Origin of the sequence: Sinomicrobium sp. (assembly GCA_029266035.1) — a bacterium.
GTDB lineage: Bacteria > Bacteroidota > Bacteroidia > Flavobacteriales > Flavobacteriaceae > Sinomicrobium.
The window spans coordinates 19,929-42,961 of sequence record JAJUFH010000014.1; the positions used below are offsets into that span (position 1 = coordinate 19,929).

A 23,033-nucleotide genomic window follows, 5' to 3' on the forward strand; every position below is an offset into this window, starting at 1 on the left:
TAATAATTTGACATGAGTAAAGAAAAAGTACAAATCTTTGACACCACCCTTCGCGACGGCGAACAAGTGCCCGGCTGCAAGTTGAATACCGATCAGAAACTGATTATAGCCAGGCGCTTAGACGAACTCGGGGTTGATGTCATAGAAGCCGGTTTTCCTATCTCCAGCCCCGGGGATTTTACCTCGGTTGTCGAAATAGCAAAGATAGTCAAAAATGCTACAGTTTGCGGACTCACCAGGGCTGTTAAAAAGGATATAGAAGTGGCTGCAGAAGCCCTTAAATACGCTCAAAAGCCCCGTATACACACCGGAATAGGAACTTCTGACTCTCATATAACACATAAGTTTAAAGCGACGAGGGAAGAAATCATAGAAAGAGCCGTAACCGCTGTGAGTTATGCCAAAACTTTTGTAGACGATGTTGAATTTTATGCCGAAGATGCCGGACGTACCGACAATGAGTTTTTGGCAAGAGTATGCGAGGCAGTAATAGAAGCTGGAGCCACTGTACTCAACATACCAGATACTACAGGATATTGCTTACCCGAAGAATACGGCGCTAAAATCAAATACCTCAGAGATCATGTAAAAGGCATAGAAAATGCCACGCTCTCCTGTCATTGTCACAACGATTTGGGCTTGGCTACGGCCAACTCTATCGCGGGAGTTATCAACGGAGCCAGACAGATAGAATGTACTATAAACGGTATAGGCGAACGCGCCGGAAATACTTCGCTTGAAGAAGTGGTCATGATACTGCGCCAACATCCCGATCTCAATCTGGATACCAATATCAATTCAAAACTGCTGTACAGCACCAGTAGAATGGTATCTGAAAGTATGGGTATGCCAGTACAACCGAACAAGGCTATTGTAGGTGCTAATGCCTTTGCTCACAGTTCCGGAATTCACCAAGATGGAGTGATCAAAAACAGAGAAACCTACGAAATCATAGACCCTGCAGATGTGGGGGTTACCGAATCAGCTATAGTGCTTACTGCAAGAAGCGGAAGGGCAGCCCTTGCCTATCGCGCCAAAAAAGTGGGATACGAACTCACCAAGCTTCAACTCGATGAGGTATATGGCGAATTCCTAAAATTTGCCGACATGAAAAAAGAAATCCTCGACGAGGATATCCACGAGATTATGCAAGTTTGCAAGCTCAGCGAAATTAGAACAGTATAAGTTAAAGGGCACATAAAAAATACAAATGAAAAAGACATTATTCGACAAGGTATGGGATAGTCATGTGGTAGAGAGCGTGGAAAACGGACCACAAATTTTATATATAGACAAACACCTTATTCACGAAGTAACCAGTCCGCAAGCCTTTGCCGAATTGGAACAGCGAAATATTCCCGTTTTTCGTCCGGATCAAATTGTCGCTACAGCAGATCACAATGTTCCCACTCTCAACCAGCACTTGCCCATTACAGATGCTCTCTCCAGAAACCAGGTGGAGCAACTTACGGCAAACTGTAAAAAACACGGAATTACATTGTATGGTCTCGGACATCAATACCAGGGTATCGTTCACGTAATAGCTCCTGAGTTAGGTATCACTCAACCCGGAATGACTATGGTTTGCGGTGATAGCCACACCTCTACCCACGGTGCCTTTGGAACTATTGCCTTTGGTATAGGTACCAGTCAAGTAGCTCAGGTATTCGCCAGTCAGTGCGTACTGCTCAGCAAACCGAAAAAAATGAGGGTTAACGTAAATGGAAAGCTCAAAAAAGGCGTACTTCCCAAAGATGTTATCCTCTATATCATCGCCAAACTTGGAACTAATTCAGGTACGGGATATTTTGTGGAATACGCTGGAGACGTCTTCGAGAATATGAGTATGGAAGGGCGTATGACGGTATGTAATATGAGTATAGAAATGGGAGCACGAGGCGGAATGATCGCTCCTGATGAAACCACCTTTGAGTATATTAAAGGAAAGGAGTTTGCTCCTAAAGGAGAGTCTTTTGAAGAAAAAGTCGCTTATTGGAAAACTCTAAAAACCGACGATGGAGCGGTATTTGACAAAGAGTATTCCTTTGATGCCGAGGATATAGGCCCTATGGTTACTTATGGTACCAACCCGGGAATGGGAATAAAAGTAGATGGACATATCCCACAAACAGATGATGCTTCTTTTGAAAAGTCATTGGAATATATGGGATTTGAAAAAGGGGAAAGTTTGTTGGGAAAACCGATTAACTACGTATTTATAGGAAGTTGCACCAATTCCAGAATAGAAGATTTTAGAGTGGCAGCCGAATACATTCGTGGAAAACAAAAAGCTCCCAATGTAAATGCTCTTATCGTTCCCGGATCTCAGCAAGTAGCCAAACAAATAGAAGAAGAAGGACTGAGAGAGATTTTTGAAGAAGCCGGATTTAGCTTGCGGCAGCCCGGATGTTCAGCTTGTCTAGCTATGAACGACGACAAGATTCCGGCAGGAGAATACTGCGTATCGACTTCTAACCGAAATTTTGAGGGCCGCCAAGGTCAGGGAGCCAGAACCATTTTGGCCAGTCCGCTTATTGCAGCTGCAACTGCCATAAAGGGTGCTATCGCCACCCCTTATGAAGAAGAAAGAGCTGTTTTTGCATAACAATACAATATTAAGATGGAAAAATTTACCACACATACTTCAAGAGCTATACCACTACCAATAGAAAATATAGATACCGATCAGATTATTCCAGCGAGGTTTTTGAAGGCAACGGACAAATCTGGATTTGGCGCCAATCTGTTTCGCGATTGGCGCTATAACAAAGATGGTTCTGAGAACAGCTCTTTTGTACTCAACGACCCTAAATACAGTGGGACCATTCTCATTGCAGGCGATAATTTCGGATGTGGATCCAGTCGCGAACACGCCGCTTGGGCGCTGGCTGACTACGGACTAAAAGTTATTGTATCCAGCTATTTTGCCGATATATTCAAAGGCAATGCCTTAAACAACGGATTGCTTCCCATACAGGTAAGTCCGGAATATTTGAAAGAGCTCATAGCAACCGTACAAAAAAAACCGGAGACAGAAATACTCGTTGAACTTGAAGAACAATATATCGCAGTAAAAGGTTCAGATAACAAGGCTTCTTTTGACATAGACCCCTACAAAAAACTATGCCTGCTCAACGGATATGACGATATTGATTTCCTCATCAGCAAAAAAGATAAGATAGAAGCATTTGAACAGCAATAAAACCGTAATTTATGAAATTGAATATCGCTCTTTTAGCCGGAGATGGCATTGGTCCTGATGTCGTAGAGCAAGCCGTAAAATCGTTACAGGCCGTAGGTGAAGCATTCGGACACAGTTTTCACTTTGAAGAAGCTCTGGTAGGGGCAGCTGCTATAGACGAAACTGGCGATCCATTACCCGAGGCTACTCTGGAAGTATGCAAAAAATCGGACGCTGTCCTTTTTGGCGCCATTGGCGACCCGAAGTACGACAACAATCCCGAGGCAAAGGTGCGTCCGGAACAGGGATTGCTCAAACTGAGAAAATCACTCGGGCTCTTTACCAATATCCGTCCGATTAAGGCCTACCCTACCCTTATTGAAAAATCTCCTTTAAAAAAGGAAATTATTGCAGGAACCGATTTTACCATATACAGAGAGCTGACCGGAGGAATTTATTTCGGAGAGAAAAACTTGAGTGAAGACGGCAGTACAGCTTCAGATCTCTGTGAATATTCAGAGTCTGAAATAGAGCGCATAGCCCATCTCGCCTTTAAAGCTGCGAGGAGCAGACGCAAAAAACTCACGCTGGTCGACAAGGCTAATGTGCTGGAAACCTCCAGACTTTGGAGAAGGGTTGTAAGCAATATAGGAGAGAGTTATCCCGATGTTACATTAGATTTTCTCTTTGTGGATAATGCAGCCATGCAGATTATTCTCAACCCCGGACAATTTGACGTGATTCTCACCGAAAATATGTTTGGTGATATAATATCCGACGAAGGTAGTGTAATTGGAGGTTCTATAGGCTTACTGGCCTCCGCCTCGGTGGGAAGTGATATAGGTATGTACGAGCCTATACACGGTTCATACCCTCAAGCCAAAGGAAAAAATATAGCCAATCCGATTGCTTCTATACTTTCGGCTGCAATGATGCTGGAAGGCTTTAACTTGCAGGAAGAAGCGGATGCCATAAAACTCGCAGTGGAAAAATCTTTGGAACGCGGTGTAGTTACCCCCGACCTCGACAAAGAGAGCAAATACGGAACAGTGGAAGTAGGCGATTTTATCGCTAATTACATCCTTCTCGACGACGACAGTACTCAGATCAATCGGGAAAACATAGAATTCGGCCAGTCTACCATCATATAAAAGACTGAAAAGAGACTACCAACCATTTATATATGATAAAAACTCGGGGAAATAAATACTTATTGACCCGAGTTTTTTGTATTCTACAAAGTCTGTTTTCAAACAGTAGCGCTGAGACTTAGGCAGAGTTTCTGCTGGCGTTTATATTTCCAAACATCGACCGCATAACCATTTTTTCGTATACCACGAGTTGCCTTTCATCGGCCTTAGGGTCCTTGCGCAACTGCTGTATTTTGCGCAAAGCATATTGTTGAATGGTGAGTAAGGGAAGTACAATTTTTTCTCTTACCTCTATCGAAGCCTTACCCGATTTGGTATTCTGCATTAAATCTTTGTCACCTGTGATTTTCAGTATCACAGATTTACTTCTCTGATATTCGTCGTAAATAATCGTCCAAAACTCACCGTATTCCTCATCTTTTCTCATATATTCTGTGAGTTTAAAAAACGATTTGGTGAGACTCATCATACTGTTTTCAATTAGTGTTCTGAAAAAAGTCGAATTTTCATAGAGCGATTTCACCCTGTCCAATTCTCCTCTTTTGTCGAGAGTTTCTATAGCGATTCCCACTCCGTAAAAACCGGGGACATTCTGCTTCAACTGGCTCCAACTTCCAACAAAAGGAATAGCTCTGAGATCGGAAAAATCGAGCTTATCCGATTTTCCTCGTTTGGAAGGACGGCTTCCTATATTGGTTTTTGCATAGTACTTCAGGGTACTCATCTCTTCGAGATAAGACAAAAACTTCGGATGGTTTTTAAAATCTACATAGGCCTGATAGCTTATATCAGCCAGTTCCTGCATAGTACTTTTATCAGTTTCTTGAAGCCTGTTCTTTTCTTCGTCAAAAACATCGTTGGCTACTCCAGAGCTTATCAGCTGCTCCAAGTTGTACTGACAGGAATCTAAAGTACCAAAATTTGAGCTTATGGTTTGCCCTTGTACCGTGAGTTGTACCTCCTCATTCTCTATAGTAGGTCCTAAAGACGCATAAAACTGATGCGTTTTGCCTCCTCCCCTCGCAGGTGGACCGCCACGGCCGTCAAAAAAGACTACTTTTATACCGTACTTTCTCGACACCTCAGTTAGGGTTTCCTTGGCCTTATAAATACTCCAATTGGCCATCAGATATCCGCCATCTTTGGTCCCGTCGGAAAATCCGAGCATGATAATCTGTTTGTTTCCCCTTTTACTGAGGTGGGCAGCATATACCTTATCGGTATAGAGTTGTTCCATAACCTTATCGGCTATACTGAGATCGTCTACCGTCTCAAAAAGTGGTACGATGTCTAAAGTGGGGTTTTTCCAATTGCAAAGTCGCACTAAGGCGAAGACCTCCATCACATTCAACACACTCCCGTTATTGCTGATAATATATCGATTGGCTCCAGCTTCCCCATTAACCTTCTGTACTTCTTTAATGGCGTATACAGATTGGAGTGTAGAACGAGTAGTTGTATTGTCAAAGAGTTTAGGATCGAGTTTTCCACTGAGTTTACCCAATACAGCTATCTGTTCTTCTTCAGACATTTTTTCGTAGTTGTCTGGAAAAATATCCAGTCCGAGTTTTCGCGACTCCTCAACGATATTGGAGATTACAGTATGGTGTATTCTCGAGTCCTGACGTATGTCGAGAGAGGCAAAATAAAAACCGAAAATATTCAATTTATTGATGAGATCATCCACCATATCTACAAACAACGACTGGTGTTTAGCAATCAATATTTCCTTGATATTTTGCAATACTGCCGCGGTCTCTTCGGCCGTGGTAAGAGGTTTTTCAGGAGATACGTAAATACTCTTATAGATGTTTTCCTCCAGTTCGGCTATGAGTTTATCTACCGCTTTGAAGGTAATCCTTCGCTTTAGCTTTCTGATATCCCTGTAGTAGTTTTTCAATACCGTAAGCCGGAGTCTTTCTGCTACTTTAAGCGTAATTTCACTGGTGACAAAAGGATTTCCATCCCTATCTCCTCCAGGCCAAAAACCCAGGTTTATAATTTGATTGTCAATCTTTTCACCCTCAAAAATATTGTGCTGTATATAGTTGTATATTTTACTTACCGAATGATAAAATACATTTTCGAGAAACCATATCAAGCTAACAGCTTCATCGTATGGCGTAGGTTTTTCCTGCTTAAAAAAAGGTGTTTTTCCAAGCTGTGCCAACAGTGTCTTAATCTCGTTGAGATCGTTATTTTTAATAGCCTGAGACAAATCTGTAATGATTCCCAATACAGGTCCTGGATAAAATTGAGTGGGGTGTGCTGTAAGCACGGGTCTGACCTTGAATTTTTGTAAAAAATTGCGAAGATCTGCCACCTCGTTTTTTTCTTCGGCCTCTTCCTTTACGCTTCGCAGTGTTCCCCGACCATCCATGTTGTTTACCACAGTGAATGCCGAGTCTTCTATGGCGTCGAAAAGCACTACCTGCCGCTCTATATACTGAATAAAGCGGAACAACAGGTCGTTCTTCTCTTCTTCAGCCGAACTGTCGTAGTACTTAGAAAAAAACTTCTCTACGATTTCAGTGGGATTTTTGCCCTTGTCGTAACCCGTTTGACATAGCTCACTAAACAAAGGCAATAACACCCCGGTATTTGATATTTCATCAAAGGGGAGTGTCATCAGTATACTGTTGTAGATTTGATACTTTGACAATACACTTTCATTAAAACGTTCGATTTTAGGCTTTCTCAACATACTGGCTAATTTTACTTCCCCCGAAGATACAAAAAACCCTCTCCAATGCGTACATCAGAGAGGGTCCTTTAATCCCTTAAAAACAAAAAGATTACATTTCGTTAAATATAGAATGCATCAATCGTTTTTTGTCGTTAATACTCTCTTCAAGAGATATCATAGTTTCCGTTCTCGCCACTCCGTCTATATCGTCTATCCTAAAGATGATATCTTTGGCGTGTTTTGTATCCTTTGCTCTTACTTTACAGAAAATATTAAATTTGCCTGTAGTTACGTGAGCTACGGTAATATTTGGAATCTCATTAAGACGTTCGATAACAAATTTTGTCTGATGCGTTTTTTCGAGAAATATACCTACGTAAGCGATAAAAGAATAACCGAGTTTCACATAATCCAATGTGAGTGAAGATCCCTGGATAATACCTGCTTCCTCCATTTTCTTAACCCGTACGTGTACTGTCCCCGCAGAGATCAACAACTTTTTTGCAATATCGGTAAAAGGTGTCCGTGTATTGTCTATAAGCATATCCAGTATCTGGTGATCTACTTCGTCTAATCTAAATTTTGCCATTTTTATATTATTTAAGCGAATAATTCTCTACTAATGATATATCAGAATGCAAAAAAATAAAAAATATTCAATATATACACGTGAAAATTCATTTTTTTTGTTAAGATATGGTTAATTTAAGAAAATATTTTAAGCAAAGTGCTTGTTTTTAATTTATTTTCTTCAAGAGGATTAATTTTTTCGTTGTCTGCACAAAAAGTTTTATGTCCGTAAAACCCTTTTAAATCACCACATTCGGCTATAAAGGGTTCAAACTTTATCTCATTGTCGTCGAGTACTTCTCTATAACGTATGCCGATATCCTTATACACGGTATTTCCCTTTGTGTCAACAAGAGGAAAACGGCGGATAAGAATATCGAAAAACAATTTTCCATTCTCGGGAATATCGAAATAATCGCTGTATCCCTCTCCGTTTATCTCCTTGTCGGAAATATACCCCAGTGCTGTGACCAATGCGGTAAAAACAAACTTTCTGGTAACATCTCTATCGTAGTCATTCGGATAGTGTCCCGCTTCAAACAATACAGTAGGAGTGCCCAAAGTTTGAAAACTATCTCCCACACAATTAATATTAAAGCCATCGTCATAACGTCCCACCTGTCCCGGAATATAATGCTGTAACACTTTATTTACGGCACAGATGATTTCCATACCTATTTTACGTGGCCGTGTTATAGCACGCGATTCGTCTGTAGCCGGAGAGAGAAATGAAAGTGTTGCCGGTTTGTCGCTACTCCCCGTGTTAAACAAAGTTCGCTGACCGTGGAGGTTAAAGCAGAAGTCGGGTTTGACACTGTCGAAAACACTCCTCAGAATTCGGCTTTCTGGCTGGCTGAGATCCACTGCATCCCTATTGAGGTCAACTTCATTGGCATTTACACGTGTATAAGCCTTTGCCCCGTCGGGATTGAGCATAGGGATAATATACAAGGTACACTCCTTTAAAATACGTTGAGCCAAGGCCTCTTCACTAGTTAAAAACTGAAGGAGGTCTATTACAGCCTTGGTGGTAGTCGATTCGTTTCCGTGCATTTGCGACCACATCAACACCTTTTTTTCACCCTTCCCGGTTTTTAGTAAATAGATCGACTCCTCTTTAACCGAAGTTCCTACAACCGAAATTTCTACCTCTTTTTTATAGTGGTGAATAAGAGGAATAATATCTGAAGAATTGATATACCTCCCCGCCAGTTCGGGAAGATGATGAGCCTCGTGCCAGCTTGTCAAATCCATAGGTCAAGTTTTGAGGTTACAAAAGTAAACATTACTTTTTTTACATTTGTAAACAAAGTTGAAATTTTTAATTGTTTACAATAGTAACCGTTTTTATTACTCTTCTACCTCCGTTTACTGTTTTTAGATTACATTTTTAACTATAATTAATTTAAATAATTCAATCAATTATTTATCAGTACATTATATATTATCATATAAAGTTTAAGTTTTGAATAAATATGATTCCTAATCACTAATAATTGTGATTTTGACTTAATATATTTACATTTGTAACACTCATTTCATTTTAAAAACCGTTTACAATGGTAAACACAGAAGATTTTACAAAAAGACTACAACAAGTGCTGGAATATTACGGTTTAAGTGCATCTGCTTTCGCCGATCGTATCGGTGTACAGCGCTCTTCTATCTCCCATATTCTTTCCGGAAGAAACAAACCGAGTCTGGAATTTGTACTTCGCATACTACAGACCTACCCTGAAGTAGAACTCTACTGGTTACTGAATGGCAAGGGAAGTTTTCCTGCCAAGAAAGAAAAACAACAAACAGAGCATACTTCTTCCCCAACTTCTTCTGTCCAACCACTATCTGAAACTTCTTCTGCACAAGAAACTGCCGCTAGACTGTACGCTTCCGGAGAGTTGCCCGAATTGGAGCGGATTGTTTTTTTCTACAAAGACGGAACTTTTAAGGAGTATACAAGGTGATTGTAAAGGATGTTTTGGGTTGACTGCAGTATTTTAATCAGTATCTTTGTAGAAGTAAAAACTAAAGCTTTCTGTCGTGAGTATTCTCCAAAAAATTTTCAGCCTTTTTATTTTAGCTCTTATAACTACATCCTGTTACGAAACTGAGCGCAACTGCAAGGATTTTAAAACGGGTACTTTCGATTTTACCTATACCTTGAACGGAAAAGAGGTACACTCTACCTTTGTGAGAAGCGATTCTATCAATATCGACTATATAGGAGATGAAATCGATACCGCATCGGTGACTTGGGTTAGTGACTGCGAATTTATAATGAGGAAGTTACACCCAAAATCACTGCAGGAGAAAAAAGCCGTACAGGTCAGGATTCTCTCTACCGATAAGGATTCGTACACCTTTGAATACTCCATTGTAGGAGATGCCAAAAACAAACACCGAGGCACGGCTTTTAGGGTTAAAGAATAGGAAACTTCGAGAGATTAGTTGTTTAGCATTTCCATAAAATCGTATTCCGATATAATGGGTATTTCCAGTTTTTCGGCTTTTTCACGTTTGCTAGGGCCCATATTATCACCGGCAACTACATAAGTTGTTTTAGAAGAAATAGAGGAAGCCACCTTGCCGCCGTTGTCTTCTATTTTTTTCTTCAGTTCGTTGCGGGAAATACTTTCAAAAACCCCGGAAACCACAAAGGTCTTCCCTTTGAGCAACTCGGTTTGGCCTATTAAATTTTCTGGAGCGATTTCCATTTGAACTCCGTACTGTTTGAGGCGCTCCACTATATGTATATTATCTTCGTCTGCAAAAAATTCCACCACACTCTCTGCTATCTTTACACCTATTTCGTCTATGGCTATCAGCTCTTCTAAACTGGCAGCTCTAAGAGCGTCTACAGTAGGATAGGCCTTAGCCAGTTTCTTGGCTACAGTTTCTCCTACAAAACGTATCCCCAAAGCATAAAGCACTCTTTCATAGGGTATTTCTTTTGATTTAGCTATTCCGTTTATCAGATTTTCCGCGCTTTTGTCGGCCATGCGTTCTAGTGGACTTACCTGCTCTTTCTGAAGTAAGTACAAATCAGCATAATTTTTAATCAGTCCTTCATTGTACAGCAAGCTTACGGTTTCTCCTCCAAGTCCTTCGATATCCATAGCTTTTCTGGAGATATAGTGCTGTATACGTCCTGTAATCTGCGGAGGACAGGCGTAGTAATTCGGGCAATAATGTTGAGCCTCCCCTTCTTTTCTGATGAGTTCGGTGCCACATTCCGGACAGTGAGCGATATAATCTGTGGGCTCCGAATCAGACGGGCGAAGAGAAAGATCTACGCCTACGATTTTAGGGATGATTTCCCCTCCTTTTTCTACAAATACGGTATCTCCTACCCTTACATCCAGTTTTGCAATCTGGTCTGCATTGTGTAGTGAAGCTCTTTTTACCGTAGTTCCGGCCAACAATACCGGTTCCAGATTAGCCACAGGGGTAATGGCTCCGGTACGCCCTACTTGATACGAAATACTGTTGAGTGTGGTAGATACCTGTTCTGCCTTAAATTTGTACGCCAATGCCCAACGCGGCGCCTTGGCGGTATAGCCCAGTTCGTCCTGTTGTGCCAAACTGTTTACCTTAACCACCACCCCGTCGGTTTCATAAGGCAATTCGTGGCGATGGGTATCCCAGTAGTCGATAAAATCCATAACTTCTTGGGTACTGTGACACAAACGGGTTATCGGAGGGACCTTAAAGCCCCATTTCCTCGCCTTTTCCAAGCCTTCAAATTGGGTAGAGAAATTGAGCTTTTCTCCGACAATACTGTACAACAAACAATCCAGTGGTCTTTTGGCTACCTCAGTGTTATCCTGCAATTTCAAACTTCCTGAAGCGGTATTTCTCGGATTCATATAAGGATCTTCCCCTGCTTCTATACGCTCCTGATTCATTTGGGCAAATCCCTCTCGTGGAATGATAATCTCTCCTCTGATGTGAAATTTATCCGGATAGTCCCCTTTGAGCTTTAAAGGAACCGAGCGTATGGTTTTCACATTGTTGGTCACATCGTCTCCTTGAAAACCATCGCCTCTGGTTACGGCTCTCGCCAGCTCTCCATTCTCGTAGGTGAGACTTATAGATGCCCCGTCGTATTTCAGTTCGCATACAAAGGCGACTTCTGTTCCTCCCAGTATGCGCTGTACTCGTTTTTCCCAATCTTCCAGCTCTTCTCGGGAATAGGAATTATCGAGAGAATACATGCGGTATTCGTGCACTAAAGTCTCAAAGTTCTTCGTCACCATACCTCCCACTCTAACTGTAGGCGAAAAGGGGTCGTGATATTCAGGATGCTCTGCTTCTAATTGCTGAAGCTCCTTCAACTTCATATCAAAATCGTAATCCGATATAGTCGGATTGTCTAATACGTAATAATTGTAATTATGCTTAGTGAGTTCTTCTCTTAGCGATTGTATTTTTTCCTGAATGGGATTCATGATATAGTGTAAATGTCGTTCTGCAATTTTGCTCTTCACCTCGCCTAGGAGATCAGTGATATCCAAAGCTACGATTTCCTGAAAAAAATAAGAACTAATTTTAATAAAAAGCCTTTAGCATCCTATTGTTTCCAGAAATGTCTTTTTTTAAAATACTGTTTTTAAAACCAATATCACTTATTAGTTCAACTGTTTCTTTACCTAGGTATTGATTGATTTCAAAATACAGACTCCCGTTTTTCTCCAACTGCTCAAAGGCCATCCGAGCAATTTTTTCATAAAAGATAAGGGGATTGTCGTCTGCTACAAAAAGTGCTGTATGAGGTTCGTAATTCAATACATTATCTTTCATCTCGCCAGCTTCCAAATTTCTGACATACGGCGGGTTGGACACTACTATATCCATTTTTTCTCCAGGTAATTTATCCGTATTGAGAATGTCTTGACAGAGAAAGTTAATTTCTGCTCCGTTCGCTCTGGCGTTGGTTCGAGCTATGTCGAGCGCCTTTTCAGAAACATCTATAGCTGTCACTTTTGCTTCTGGTAGATTTTTAGCCAGTGCTATGGCTATACATCCGCTCCCAGTACCTATATCGAGTATAGATAAGCCTCTTTTCCCTTCGTAATCACTACATATCCACGACACCAATTCTTCGGTTTCTGGCCTTGGTATAAGCACGTGTTTGTCCACTTTTAGTTCCAGTCCATAAAACAGTGTGCTACCGAGTACCTGTTGTATCGGTCGATGCTGTTTTAACTCGTGTAAGGCAGTAAAAATCTTGTCGTCCTCTTCTTTTCGCAGCACAAACTCCGGCTGTAGGGCCAGTCCGATACGGTTTATACCGTAATAGGCTTCGGTAAGCCTAAAAAACAGACTATCTATCTCCTCGGGGATATATGCCTCCCTGAGTTCTGTTTGAAATATATGTCTTATCTCTTTGAGTATCAAAATTTAATTACTTGATCTGAAATCAACCTCTCCTCCGACAAATTCCTCTTTCCTTCCGACCCTTCTTCCAGTTTCTCGGATTGTCTTATTTTTGCAGTACAAACAAGGATGCCCTGCTTGGGATCTTTATTTTTCAGGAGGTGAATATACACGAAAAATACGTAAATCGCTGCATACAACTGGCCAAAAACGGACTGGGTACTACTTACCCCAATCCTATGGTGGGCAGTGTGGTGGTGTACGACGATACTATTATCGGTGAGGGTTGGCACCGAAAGGCCGGCGAACCCCATGCTGAAGTACACGCTATCAATTCGGTAAAAGATAAATCTTTACTATCCAAAGCGACCATATACGTAAGTCTTGAGCCTTGCAGCCATTACGGAAAGACTCCACCTTGTAGTGATCTGATCATCGATTCGGGGATTAGAAATGTGGTGATAGGCATCGTAGATCCTTTTGCAGACGTTGCAGGAAGGGGTGTTAAAAAACTTGTGGAAGCCGGTTGTAACGTGACTTTAGGTGTGCTGGAAGACGAATGCAGAGAACTCAACAAACGATTCTTTTGCTTTCACGACAAATATCGCCCCTATATTATTCTCAAATGGGCGGAAAGTGCCGATGGCTATATCAGTCCTGAAAAGCGTGAACATAAAGCTCCGGTGTGGATTAGCAATATTTACTCCCGTCAGCTGGTTCACCGCTGGCGCAGTGAAGAACAAGCTATTCTGATAGGGACGCAAACGGCAATACTAGACAATCCCTCACTCAGTACCAGAGACTGGTTTGGGAAGTCGCCCGTAAGACTAATCCTCGACAAAAACCTCCGAATCCCTCAAAACGCGAGGGTGTACGATAATAGTACCAAAACCATAGTGCTTACCGAAGGGGAAAAAAGACAGGAAAAAAACACCTTTTTTGAGACGGTAGATTTTGGCGAAAACCTAATCGAAGAAATCTGTAAAGTATTGTACAATCACGGCATACAAAGCCTTATTGTGGAAGGTGGTCGACAAACACTTCAGACATTTATCGACAGGGGTATATGGGATGAAGCTCGGATTTTTAAAGGAAATAGCACACTCGGCGGAGGCACCCCCTCTCCATCTTGGAAAGGGCGTATTACAGAGGAGTATAACATTGCAGACGACAAGCTGATCTGCGTAAAACCCGAAAATCAATAATTGACAGAAAAAGACACCTATAGAACTATTGTCAACGCTTCTCCCGAGGTGTTGTTTAAAGACAGGAACAGCAAGTTCTTGGGGTATGCCTTTCCCGTTACTACTGAAGAGGAAGTCAGAGATCATCTCGAAACCCTCAAAAAGAAACATCATTCGGCTCGGCACTGGTGTTATGCCTGGCAAATGGGAACTGAAAACCCGAGCTATAGAACTAATGACGACGGCGAACCGAACAATTCGGCCGGAATGCCGATTTACGGGCAAATACAATCGTTTGATGTCACCAATATCCTCATCGTAGTAGTTCGCTATTTCGGAGGGGTAAAACTTGGAGTTGGCGGACTCATAAATGCTTACCGCAATGCAGCTCAACTGGCGTTGGAGGCTTCAGATATCGAGGAGAGAACTATCGACCTGCTCTTTGAGCTCCATTTCGACTACAAAGACATGAACAAGGTGATGCGAATCATCAAAGAAAAAAACCTCAATATCACAGCGCAACAGATGGAAATGGATTGTCGCATCACCCTTACGGTCAGGAAAAGAGATTCCGATGCCGTACAAGCTGTGTTTGAACAGCTCTATGGAGTAAAGATAGTCCGCATGGATTAATTGATACTTTCTGTTCTGTACTTCCACTAAGTTTAAAATACGGTTTACATAAAAATGTAGCCGTTGAATTCGTATTCTACAAGTAAAATTTCAAGCTTTAATCTAATAAATCCTTAACTTTGCAGTTTTAAAGCGAGGCAGCTTAAATTCAGTATAAAACAGGACTAATACAACGACATATGATCCTTTTCTTCGGAAAGCCCGAACAAAAAGTTTTTGCGGTTCAGACGGATAAAGAACTCAGCAGAGAAGATATATCAAAATTGACTTGGCTGTTTGGCGATGCGCCAAGGCTAGACGCGGCGTCTCTCGACGCCTTTTTTGTTGGCCCTCGAGCTGCCATGATTACTCCTTGGAGTACAAATGCGGTGGAAATCACCCAAAATATGGGAATTTCCGGAATTGTGCGTATTGAAGAATTTCTCAGAATCGAAAGGGAAGACAACGACTTCGACCCTATGATTTTGCAGAAATTCGACAGCTTACATCAAGATATTTTCACTGTAAATACAGCACCTGAACCGATTCAGGAAATTGAGGATATTGCTACATACAACATACAACAAGGATTGTCCTTGAGTACTGAAGAGGTGGAATACCTCGAGCGTCTATCCGAAAAGATCGGAAGAAAACTTACTGACTCCGAAGTATTCGGATTTTCTCAGGTAAACTCTGAGCACTGTCGGCACAAGATATTCAACGGCAGTTTCGTCATAGACGGAAAGGAAAAACCCCTATCTCTTTTTAAACTGATCAAAAAGACTTCGGAAGAAAATCCGAATGACATTGTTTCTGCCTACAAAGACAACGTAGCTTTTTTAAAAGGTCCTAGAATACAACAGTTTGCTCCCAAAAGTGCAGATAAACCCGATTTTTACCAGACCAAAGATTTCAATTCCGTTATTTCTCTAAAAGCGGAAACACATAACTTCCCCACTACTGTTGAACCGTTCAACGGGGCAGCTACCGGATCGGGAGGAGAAATAAGAGATCGTCTTGCAGGCGGACAAGGCTCGTTGCCCCTCGCAGGTACTGCAGTCTATATGACCGCTTACTCCCGCTTGGAAAAAGATAGACCTTGGGAAAGTGGTATGGAAGAGCGCAAATGGTTGTACCAGACTCCTATCGATATACTGATAAAGGCTTCCAACGGAGCATCCGACTTCGGAAATAAATTTGGGCAGCCGCTTATCGCGGGTTCTACGTTCACTTTTGAACACGAGGAAGCATCTCGAAAACTGGGATACGACAAAGTGATTATGCTCGCAGGAGGTATCGGTTATGGCAAAGCCGATCAGGCTAAAAAGAAAACCCCTGAAAAGGGCGATAAGATTGTCATTCTCGGAGGTGAAAATTACCGTATCGGTATGGGAGGTGCCGCCGTGTCATCGGCAGATACCGGGGCATTTAGCAGTGGTATAGAACTCAATGCTATTCAACGCTCTAATCCCGAAATGCAGAAAAGAGCCGCCAATGCAGTGAGAGGAATGGTAGAAAGCGATCACAACAGCATTGTCTCCATACACGATCACGGTGCAGGAGGTCACCTGAACTGCCTTTCAGAGCTGGTAGAAGAAACCGGAGGGAAAATTGACTTAGACAAACTCCCTGTAGGAGACCCTACTCTTTCTGCCAAAGAGATTATCGGCAATGAGTCTCAAGAACGTATGGGATTGGTAATCGGTGAAAAAGATATACAAACCCTGAAGCGAATAGCGGAAAGAGAACGTTCTCCTATGTATGAGGTGGGCGATGTTACTGGAGATCATCGCTTTACTTTTGAAGCGGCTTCCAGCGGACAAAAACCGATGGATCTCGAGCTTGGAGATATGTTTGGAAGTTCGCCTAAAACGGTAATGACCGACCGTACTCTTAAATCAAATTACCAAGAGATAACATACGACAAATCGAATATTGAGGAATACCTGATCCAGCTGTTACAGCTCGAAGCCGTAGCTAGTAAAGATTGGCTGACAAACAAGGTAGACCGTTGCGTGAGCGGACGGGTGGCCAAACAGCAATGTGCAGGTCCCTTGCAATTACCACTCAACAACTGCGGGGTTATGGCCCTCGACTATCAGGGAAAAGAAGGAGTAGCCACTTCCATAGGGCACTCCCCTGTTTCGGCCTTAATCGATCCCGTAGCTGGTAGTCGTAACAGTATAGCCGAAGCCTTGACCAATATAATATGGGCTCCGATGAAAGAGGGACTTAAAAGTGTTTCGCTCTCGGCCAACTGGATGTGGCCTTGTAAAAACGAAGGAGAAGACGCTCGACTATACGAGGCGGTAGAAGGTTGCTCCGATTTTGCTATAGCCCTCGGAATCAATATTCCTACCGGAAAGGATTCTCTTTCCATGAAACAAAAATATCCCGAAGACGAAGTCATCGCTCCCGGAACAGTGATTATCTCTGCCGCAGGAAATTGCACAGATATCACTGCAGTAGTGGAACCCGTATTGCAGAGAAACGGAGGAAATATATACTACATAAACCTCTCTGAGGATAGCTTCAAACTGGGAGGATCCTCTTTTGCTCAGATCTGTAACCGCATCGGTACTGAGGCTCCTACCATCAAGGATGCCGAGTATTTTGCAAATACCTTCAATGCTGTACAACAACTGATTAAAGCTGGAAAAATAAAGGCAGGACACGATGTAGGTAGCGGCGGACTGATCACTACCCTACTCGAAATGTGCTTTGCAGATCTCAATCTCGGAGCTCAAATAGATTTGACAGCAATAGGAGAAAAAGATACTGTAAAAGCCCTGTTCAACGAAAATGCAGGCATTGTTTTTCAAGCTGAGGAGGAAGTAGAAGAATTGCTCCAACAGCAAGGTGTAAAGCTTGTGCGTATCGGAGAAGTTGTAGAAGGAGATCGACTGCAACTCAAAAACGGGGAGGATAATTTTTCTTTTGGAATAAGTGCACTCAGAGACAGCTGGTATAAAACCTCTTATTTACTCGACAAAAGGCAGAGCGGTGAAGTTAAGGCCGCTGAACGCTTTGAAAATTATAAAAAGCAACCCATCAAGTATCAATTCCCGGAAAGCTTCAGTGGAAAACGTCCGGTTTTTGAAGGAAAACGCCCCAAAGCCGCCATACTGCGCGAAAAGGGAAGTAACTCGGAAAGGGAAATGGCCAATGCTATGTATATGGCCGGGTTTGACGTCAAAGACATTCATATGACCGATTTGATATCGGGACGTGAAACACTTGAAGATATACAGTTTATAGGAGCTGTTGGCGGATTCTCTAATTCAGATGTCTTGGGTTCAGCCAAAGGATGGGCCGGAGCCTTCCTCTACAACGAAAAAGCCAGAATGGCACTGGAAAATTTCTTTAAAAGAGAAGACACACTTTCTCTTGGAGTTTGTAATGGTTGCCAGCTGTTTGTAGAACTCGGTCTCATCAATCCGGATCACGAGGAAAAACCGAAGATGCTACACAACGATTCTCACAAGTTTGAATGTACATTCTCTGCTGTAGAGATACAACCCAACAATTCGATTATGCTCAGCACTCTGGCTGGAAGTAAACTCGGAATTTGGTCGGCACACGGGGAAGGTAAATTCAGTTTCCCCTATGAAGAGTCAAAATACAATATCGTAGGTAAATATGCCTATGATGCCTATCCGGCAAACCCCAATGGATCTGATTTTGGTACGGCCATGATGGTTTCCGACAACGGAAGACATCTGGTAACCATGCCGCACTTTGAGCGCTCTGTATTCCCCTGGAACTGGGCCTACTATCCCGATGATCGCAAAGACGAAGTCTCCCCTTGGATTGAGGCTTTTGTCAATGCCAGAAAATGGATTGAAGATAAAAACAATTGATAAAATTAGTCAAACCTACGGACTTTGAGCCCGTAGGTTTATGACAATAATGGTATTTATCATTGCTTATATTTAGCTATACACTACTTGTCAAACACGGTATCCAATTCAAATAGCGTTTTCGGATTGACATCTTTTAGACGCAGACTTTTTTCTCTGCGGGTAGCTCTTGTGATTATTAGTGAGGTATTACCACTCATAATTCTTTGGAATAGGATTACAATTCTCCCTTTGTAAACACATACTTTACTTTTGGGTATAAGTGGATCTTAGTCAGACGACTGTTTTTTGAGGTCTGCTTCCAAATCTAGTTTCCTGAAATCCGGCAATGCCAGTCCTGTAGCGGTAACTGTAAGTAGCGTCATAGTTCCGCCGAAGACAACGGAAGTAACTGTTCCCATCAAACGTGCAGCTACTCCACTTTCAAATGCACCCAACTCATTCGATGAGCCGACAAAGATGGCGTTGACCGACGCTACCCTTCCGCGCATGGCATCTGGAGTACGCAGCTGTAAAATGGTATCTCGAATAATCATGGAAACTCCATCTGTAACGCCACTGAAAAACAGCGCAGCCACCGACAGCCAAAAATTACCCGACAATCCAAATACCAAAATACTCAGTCCGAAGCCAAAGACCACCGACAACAGTTTCATTCCGGCATTTTTGTACAATGGGAAGTGTGCCGACACTATCATCATCAAAGATGTACCTACTGCCGGTGCGGCTCGCAAAATACCAAAACCTTCTGAGCCTACCTTTAGTATATCCTGTGCAAATACAGGCAGAATCGCAACAGCTCCACCAAACAGCACAGCAACCATATCCAGTGTAATAGCTCCTAACACCGATTTTTCGTGAAAAACGAAGCGCAGGCCCTCACTGAGGCTACTCCATACAGATTGATCCGAATCCTTATTAGCAATTGGCTTAGGAGATATACCGGTAAGAGCAATCAACGCGAGTAGTGAGAAACCAAAGATGACACACATCGACCAATGCACTCCTATAAGCCCTATGGTAAAACCACCCAATGCGGGACCGAGCACACGGGCAAACTGTCCTGCAGCACTGTTCCACGTAGCGCCGTTCGGATATAATTTTCTGGGAAGAATAAAAGCCATCAACGAAAATACCGTCGGGCCGATAAATGCCCTCACAAAGCCACCGAGAAAAATCAATACATAAATTCCCAGCAGTACTTTGTCTTGTTCTAATCCGGCAATCATCCTTGGCCAGGTAAGCAAAAACAGTCCGATACTAATCACCGAAAAGCCAACAATACAACTCATCAACATCTTCCGGTTGTCCTTCCTGTCGGCTACGTGTCCGGCAAACAGGGCCATCAACACTGCCGGAATCACCTCCAGCAAGCCGATATATCCCAAGGCCATAGGCGAATGGGTAATATCGTATACCTCCCACTCTATAACGACGAATTGCATCGACCAAGCGAATACAATGGCAAAGCGGGCTAGTAGAAAAAGATTAAACTCGGGGTATTTAAAAGATGCGTATGGCTCAGATTTTCCCATAACAGAATTTAATGTGCAAAAATAATGAAAATTCTTTGAGACCAACCGCACCAAAAGAATAGAAATCAAAGACCTCATCGGTTTCTTGTAGAGTCCAATGAGGTCTTAATCTTTACTTAGAGCAAATACTTTTTACTACTCAAATTGAATAGTAAACTCGTTGCGTGAGTCTCTTTTCCACGCATGAGGTTGCGAGGTGGGTGAAATACCAAAGAGTGGAGAAAAAGTACGTACTTTTACCGTTTGGTTATCCGGAAAAAATTCAAGAATTCGCAACCATCCGTCTCCCCCATTACCACTGCGGCTACCTCCGCCCATCGATTGAGCATCAAACAAAATCTGATGTACAGCTTTTCCTTGGTCGTTTACTCCTTTTTTATAACCTTCTCCAGAGTAATGACCACTCAATACCATCTCGATATTCCCGGCAGGTTTTACCAATTTTTCCCATATTTGAGCACCATTGTTAGAAGCGGGAAGCTCTATGAGTTTAGATTTCTGAATTTTTCCATCCACCTGATACGGTTTCCAATACAACCACTTCATTTCACCTGTTCCCAACTCGTCTTTTGGAGTCAGATAACTGTGAGTTACCATCACGATACGGTGGTTTTTGTACTGCTCCATATCTGCAATTTTTTTGGCCCAAGCAACTACGGTATCTCGCGGAGCGTATTCTATGGTCAAAAACAAATAGTCGCGACCGTTTAAATCTTTGATCTCATAGGCCGAATTTGCAAGAGTCTGCTGTCCGGCTTCGTCCCGTGAATTCTGAACGAGGTATTTCTGATTGAGAAAATTTTTATCCGCCGGAAAAAAAGTATTGTAATGCGAGCTTCTATTCCCCTCTTCATCAATACTGTAGTCGTGGTTTCCGGTAGCGGCTATATACGGCACCTTTCCGTTTAAGCGATCAAAAGCTCCTGAGGCTGCAGTCCATTGACGCTGGGTCGACTGGTTACCGTCGTAGTCATTGGCCAGTTTTTCATTGTTCTGTACCAAATCGCCCACACAAATAACCATACGGATGTTAAGTGTATCGATATTTTCTTCAATCCAGGCCATCATCAGATCTAATATAGGCTGATTCCTTCCCCATTTCACATAGTTTTGGATATCGGGTATCATAATCATAGACCACGATTTTTTATTTTCTAATGCCGGCTTGCGGTATTTGTCTTGTGCAACTGCGGTAAAATGAGTACACACTACAAAAAATAGCACAAGCATATAAGCGTAATTCTCTTTCTTTATCATCTGTTTATTAAGTTGTATTTACATAGAATTATTCTACCCTAAACGAACTGTGTTCGATAAAAGTTCTTCCAAACATGTCTGTGGCTTTTACCTCGATACGGTATATTCCCTTTTTCAGTTTTTTGTTTGCTATATTAAACTTCCACAGGTGCTTACTGATTCCGGGATTCCCAGGTTTCCGTCCTGCCCATAGCTCTTCTGTCATATCCCAGGCTACTCGCTCTGCAATAAATGAAGGGTCGTATTCTTCTACGCGTTTCATCGGTTTCCACGCTCCGTCATTCATTCTGATCATCACCTTGTCATTCGCACTCCCCATATAGAAATTGGCGTAGATACTCACCGTTCCTTGGAAACTCGACGCAGTGACCTTTGGCGCATAGATACTTATCTGATGTTCCGCTGACTTACCCACCACTTTGTAATCTATGGTGTATTGGTTACCATCAAAGCTAATGAAAGAATAACCCTTAGGTGTTCCATCGGCCATCATAGACACGGGAATACCTTCTTCGTTTAATCTACCGCTATACCAGTTACCCGAAGTGGTTCCGGAGTTAAAATGATGATGTGGCTTATCTCTCAACCACCCCTCATCAGCTCCCATAAAGAAATGAGTTTGCTGGTGTGTGTGAGCTGAGATTGAAAGTGTGTTGGGAAAATCCTTTAACAGTTCAAACAAACGCTCACGATCTTCTTTGCGAAAAGCGCGCTCTATGGAAATGGGGATATGAAGGGCGAGAACTACAAGCTGATCTTTGGGTACAAATTTCAAATCGTTTGCTATAAAAGTCAGCTGCTGTTCGTTCAATCCTCCCCAATAACCTTTACCATCGCGGGGATCCGGATAAATAACATCGTCCAGTACCACAAAGTGTACTTTTCCATAATTAAAGGCGTAATTTGCGGGACCGAAATGGGCTTCGAACGATTCGTCGGAAAGAGAATCTGCTTGGACATCGAAGTTGATATCGTGATTTCCCATAACATTATACCACGGTATACCGATTTCTTTCGTCGCTTCGATATACGGATCAAACAGGTCGGGACGGTTTCCGACGAGATCCCCGAGACTCAATCCGAACTCGTACCCCTCTACCCCTCGGAGTTCCTTTATAACAGCATCTTTATAATAACCTATTTCCTCTTCTGTATACGCCTGTGGATCACCAAAAAGTATCATTTTAAAACTATCCTTTGCTTCGCTTTTTACGAGCGGAAAATTGACCTCTTTTGGAAGTTTTCCCGTCGGCTTTACTCCTTCGTATTCCAACTTTGGAGACCCTTGTGGCTTATGGATATAGAAAAACTGTGGAAGTTGATTTTCACCTGCACCAACACTGTAATCTGCCGGCTTTATAACCGAGATAATCTGATCGTTGGTCACCGGAAGTTCATACCTCCCTTTTCGGTCGGTTTGTACCACCTGAACTCCGTTTGTTACAGATACTCCCGCTACTCCATCTTCCCTTTTATCTCTGATTCCGTTTTGGTTTAAGTCTTCAAAGACATATCCTTTTGCCACATCTTGAGCAAAAGACTGCAACGGTAGCAACAGAAGACAAAAACCAGCTGTAATAATGTATTTCTTCACGATTTCAAGTTTTGTTATTTACGCTTT

Annotated in this window: 17 protein-coding genes; 9 read left to right on the forward strand and 8 right to left on the reverse strand. The window is 42.3% G+C overall.

Annotated features, from left to right (window positions below):
* Positions 1–12 precede the first annotated feature (12 nt).
* The 4 genes from ACYZZR_RS08250 to leuB are packed head-to-tail and all read left to right on the forward strand — an operon-like array spanning position 13 to position 4,332.
* Positions 13–1,185 carry a 2-isopropylmalate synthase gene (locus ACYZZR_RS08250; protein WP_461533528.1) on the forward strand — a complete coding sequence of 391 codons (1,173 nt, stop codon included), beginning with the start codon at positions 13–15 and terminating at the stop codon, positions 1,183–1,185.
* Between the two features lie 25 nt (positions 1,186–1,210).
* Positions 1,211–2,605, forward strand: a complete 1,395-nt coding sequence (gene leuC, locus ACYZZR_RS08255) for a 3-isopropylmalate dehydratase large subunit (protein WP_461533529.1) — start codon at positions 1,211–1,213, stop codon at positions 2,603–2,605.
* Between the two features lie 15 nt (positions 2,606–2,620).
* Positions 2,621–3,202, forward strand: coding sequence for a 3-isopropylmalate dehydratase small subunit (leuD, locus tag ACYZZR_RS08260; RefSeq protein ID WP_461533530.1), 582 nt, complete (start codon positions 2,621–2,623; stop codon positions 3,200–3,202).
* Positions 3,203–3,213: 11 nt separating this feature from the next.
* Complete coding sequence (gene leuB, locus ACYZZR_RS08265; protein WP_461533531.1) at positions 3,214–4,332, forward strand: 3-isopropylmalate dehydrogenase; 1,119 nt, start codon at positions 3,214–3,216, stop codon at positions 4,330–4,332.
* A gap of 118 nt (positions 4,333–4,450) precedes the next feature.
* On the opposite strand, the gene ACYZZR_RS08270 is transcribed toward leuB, so the two are convergent.
* The 3 genes from ACYZZR_RS08270 to ACYZZR_RS08280 all read right to left on the reverse strand — a co-directional run bounded on the left by ACYZZR_RS08270 (position 4,451) and on the right by ACYZZR_RS08280 (position 8,842).
* A complete protein-coding gene (locus tag ACYZZR_RS08270; protein WP_461533532.1) occupies positions 4,451–7,036 on the reverse strand; it encodes a phosphoenolpyruvate carboxylase in 2,586 nt (861 codons plus the stop codon).
* A gap of 91 nt (positions 7,037–7,127) precedes the next feature.
* A complete protein-coding gene (locus tag ACYZZR_RS08275) occupies positions 7,128–7,607 on the reverse strand; it encodes an Lrp/AsnC family transcriptional regulator (protein ID WP_461533533.1) in 480 nt (159 codons plus the stop codon).
* Positions 7,608–7,723: 116 nt separating this feature from the next.
* Positions 7,724–8,842 (reverse strand): M14 family metallopeptidase, encoded by a 1,119-nt coding sequence (locus ACYZZR_RS08280; RefSeq protein WP_461533534.1) that lies wholly within the window; start codon positions 8,840–8,842, stop codon positions 7,724–7,726.
* Between the two features lie 305 nt (positions 8,843–9,147).
* Between ACYZZR_RS08280 and ACYZZR_RS08285 the strand changes: the two genes are divergently transcribed.
* Both ACYZZR_RS08285 and ACYZZR_RS08290 read left to right on the forward strand, forming a co-directional pair.
* Positions 9,148–9,552, forward strand: coding sequence for a helix-turn-helix transcriptional regulator (locus ACYZZR_RS08285; RefSeq protein WP_461533535.1), 405 nt, complete (start codon positions 9,148–9,150; stop codon positions 9,550–9,552).
* Between the two features lie 76 nt (positions 9,553–9,628).
* Complete coding sequence (locus ACYZZR_RS08290; RefSeq protein WP_461533536.1) at positions 9,629–10,018, forward strand: hypothetical protein; 390 nt, start codon at positions 9,629–9,631, stop codon at positions 10,016–10,018.
* Between the two features lie 14 nt (positions 10,019–10,032).
* Here the strand turns inward: ACYZZR_RS08290 and ligA are convergent, their stop codons facing one another.
* Complete coding sequence (gene ligA, locus ACYZZR_RS08295; RefSeq protein ID WP_461533559.1) at positions 10,033–12,036, reverse strand: NAD-dependent DNA ligase LigA; 2,004 nt, start codon at positions 12,034–12,036, stop codon at positions 10,033–10,035.
* A 100-nt stretch (positions 12,037–12,136) separates the two neighbouring features.
* Positions 12,137–12,985 (reverse strand): peptide chain release factor N(5)-glutamine methyltransferase, encoded by an 849-nt coding sequence (prmC, locus tag ACYZZR_RS08300; RefSeq protein WP_461533537.1) that lies wholly within the window; start codon positions 12,983–12,985, stop codon positions 12,137–12,139.
* A 140-nt stretch (positions 12,986–13,125) separates the two neighbouring features.
* Here prmC and ribD point away from each other — a divergent pair, with 140 nt between their 5' ends.
* From ribD to purL, 3 genes are all read left to right on the forward strand, one after another.
* Positions 13,126–14,169 carry a bifunctional diaminohydroxyphosphoribosylaminopyrimidine deaminase/5-amino-6-(5-phosphoribosylamino)uracil reductase RibD gene (gene ribD, locus ACYZZR_RS08305; RefSeq protein WP_461533538.1) on the forward strand — a complete coding sequence of 348 codons (1,044 nt, stop codon included), beginning with the start codon at positions 13,126–13,128 and terminating at the stop codon, positions 14,167–14,169.
* Positions 14,170–14,781, forward strand: a complete 612-nt coding sequence (locus ACYZZR_RS08310) for an IMPACT family protein (RefSeq protein ID WP_461533539.1) — start codon at positions 14,170–14,172, stop codon at positions 14,779–14,781.
* Between the two features lie 179 nt (positions 14,782–14,960).
* The gene (purL, locus tag ACYZZR_RS08315) at positions 14,961–18,620 is read left to right on the forward strand and encodes a phosphoribosylformylglycinamidine synthase (protein WP_461533540.1); all 3,660 of its coding nucleotides are present in this window, start codon (positions 14,961–14,963) and stop codon (positions 18,618–18,620) included.
* A 269-nt stretch (positions 18,621–18,889) separates the two neighbouring features.
* Here purL and ACYZZR_RS08320 read toward each other — a convergent pair whose 3' ends face one another.
* From ACYZZR_RS08320 to ACYZZR_RS08330, 3 genes are all read right to left on the reverse strand, one after another.
* Entirely contained in the window at positions 18,890–20,155 is a 1,266-nt protein-coding gene (locus ACYZZR_RS08320; RefSeq protein ID WP_461533541.1) for an MFS transporter, read from the reverse strand.
* 135 nt (positions 20,156–20,290) lie between these two features.
* Positions 20,291–21,412 carry a metallophosphoesterase gene (locus ACYZZR_RS08325; protein ID WP_461533542.1) on the reverse strand — a complete coding sequence of 374 codons (1,122 nt, stop codon included), beginning with the start codon at positions 21,410–21,412 and terminating at the stop codon, positions 20,291–20,293.
* A gap of 28 nt (positions 21,413–21,440) precedes the next feature.
* Positions 21,441–23,006 carry a calcineurin-like phosphoesterase C-terminal domain-containing protein gene (locus ACYZZR_RS08330; protein ID WP_461533543.1) on the reverse strand — a complete coding sequence of 522 codons (1,566 nt, stop codon included), beginning with the start codon at positions 23,004–23,006 and terminating at the stop codon, positions 21,441–21,443.
* Positions 23,007–23,033 lie beyond the last annotated feature (27 nt).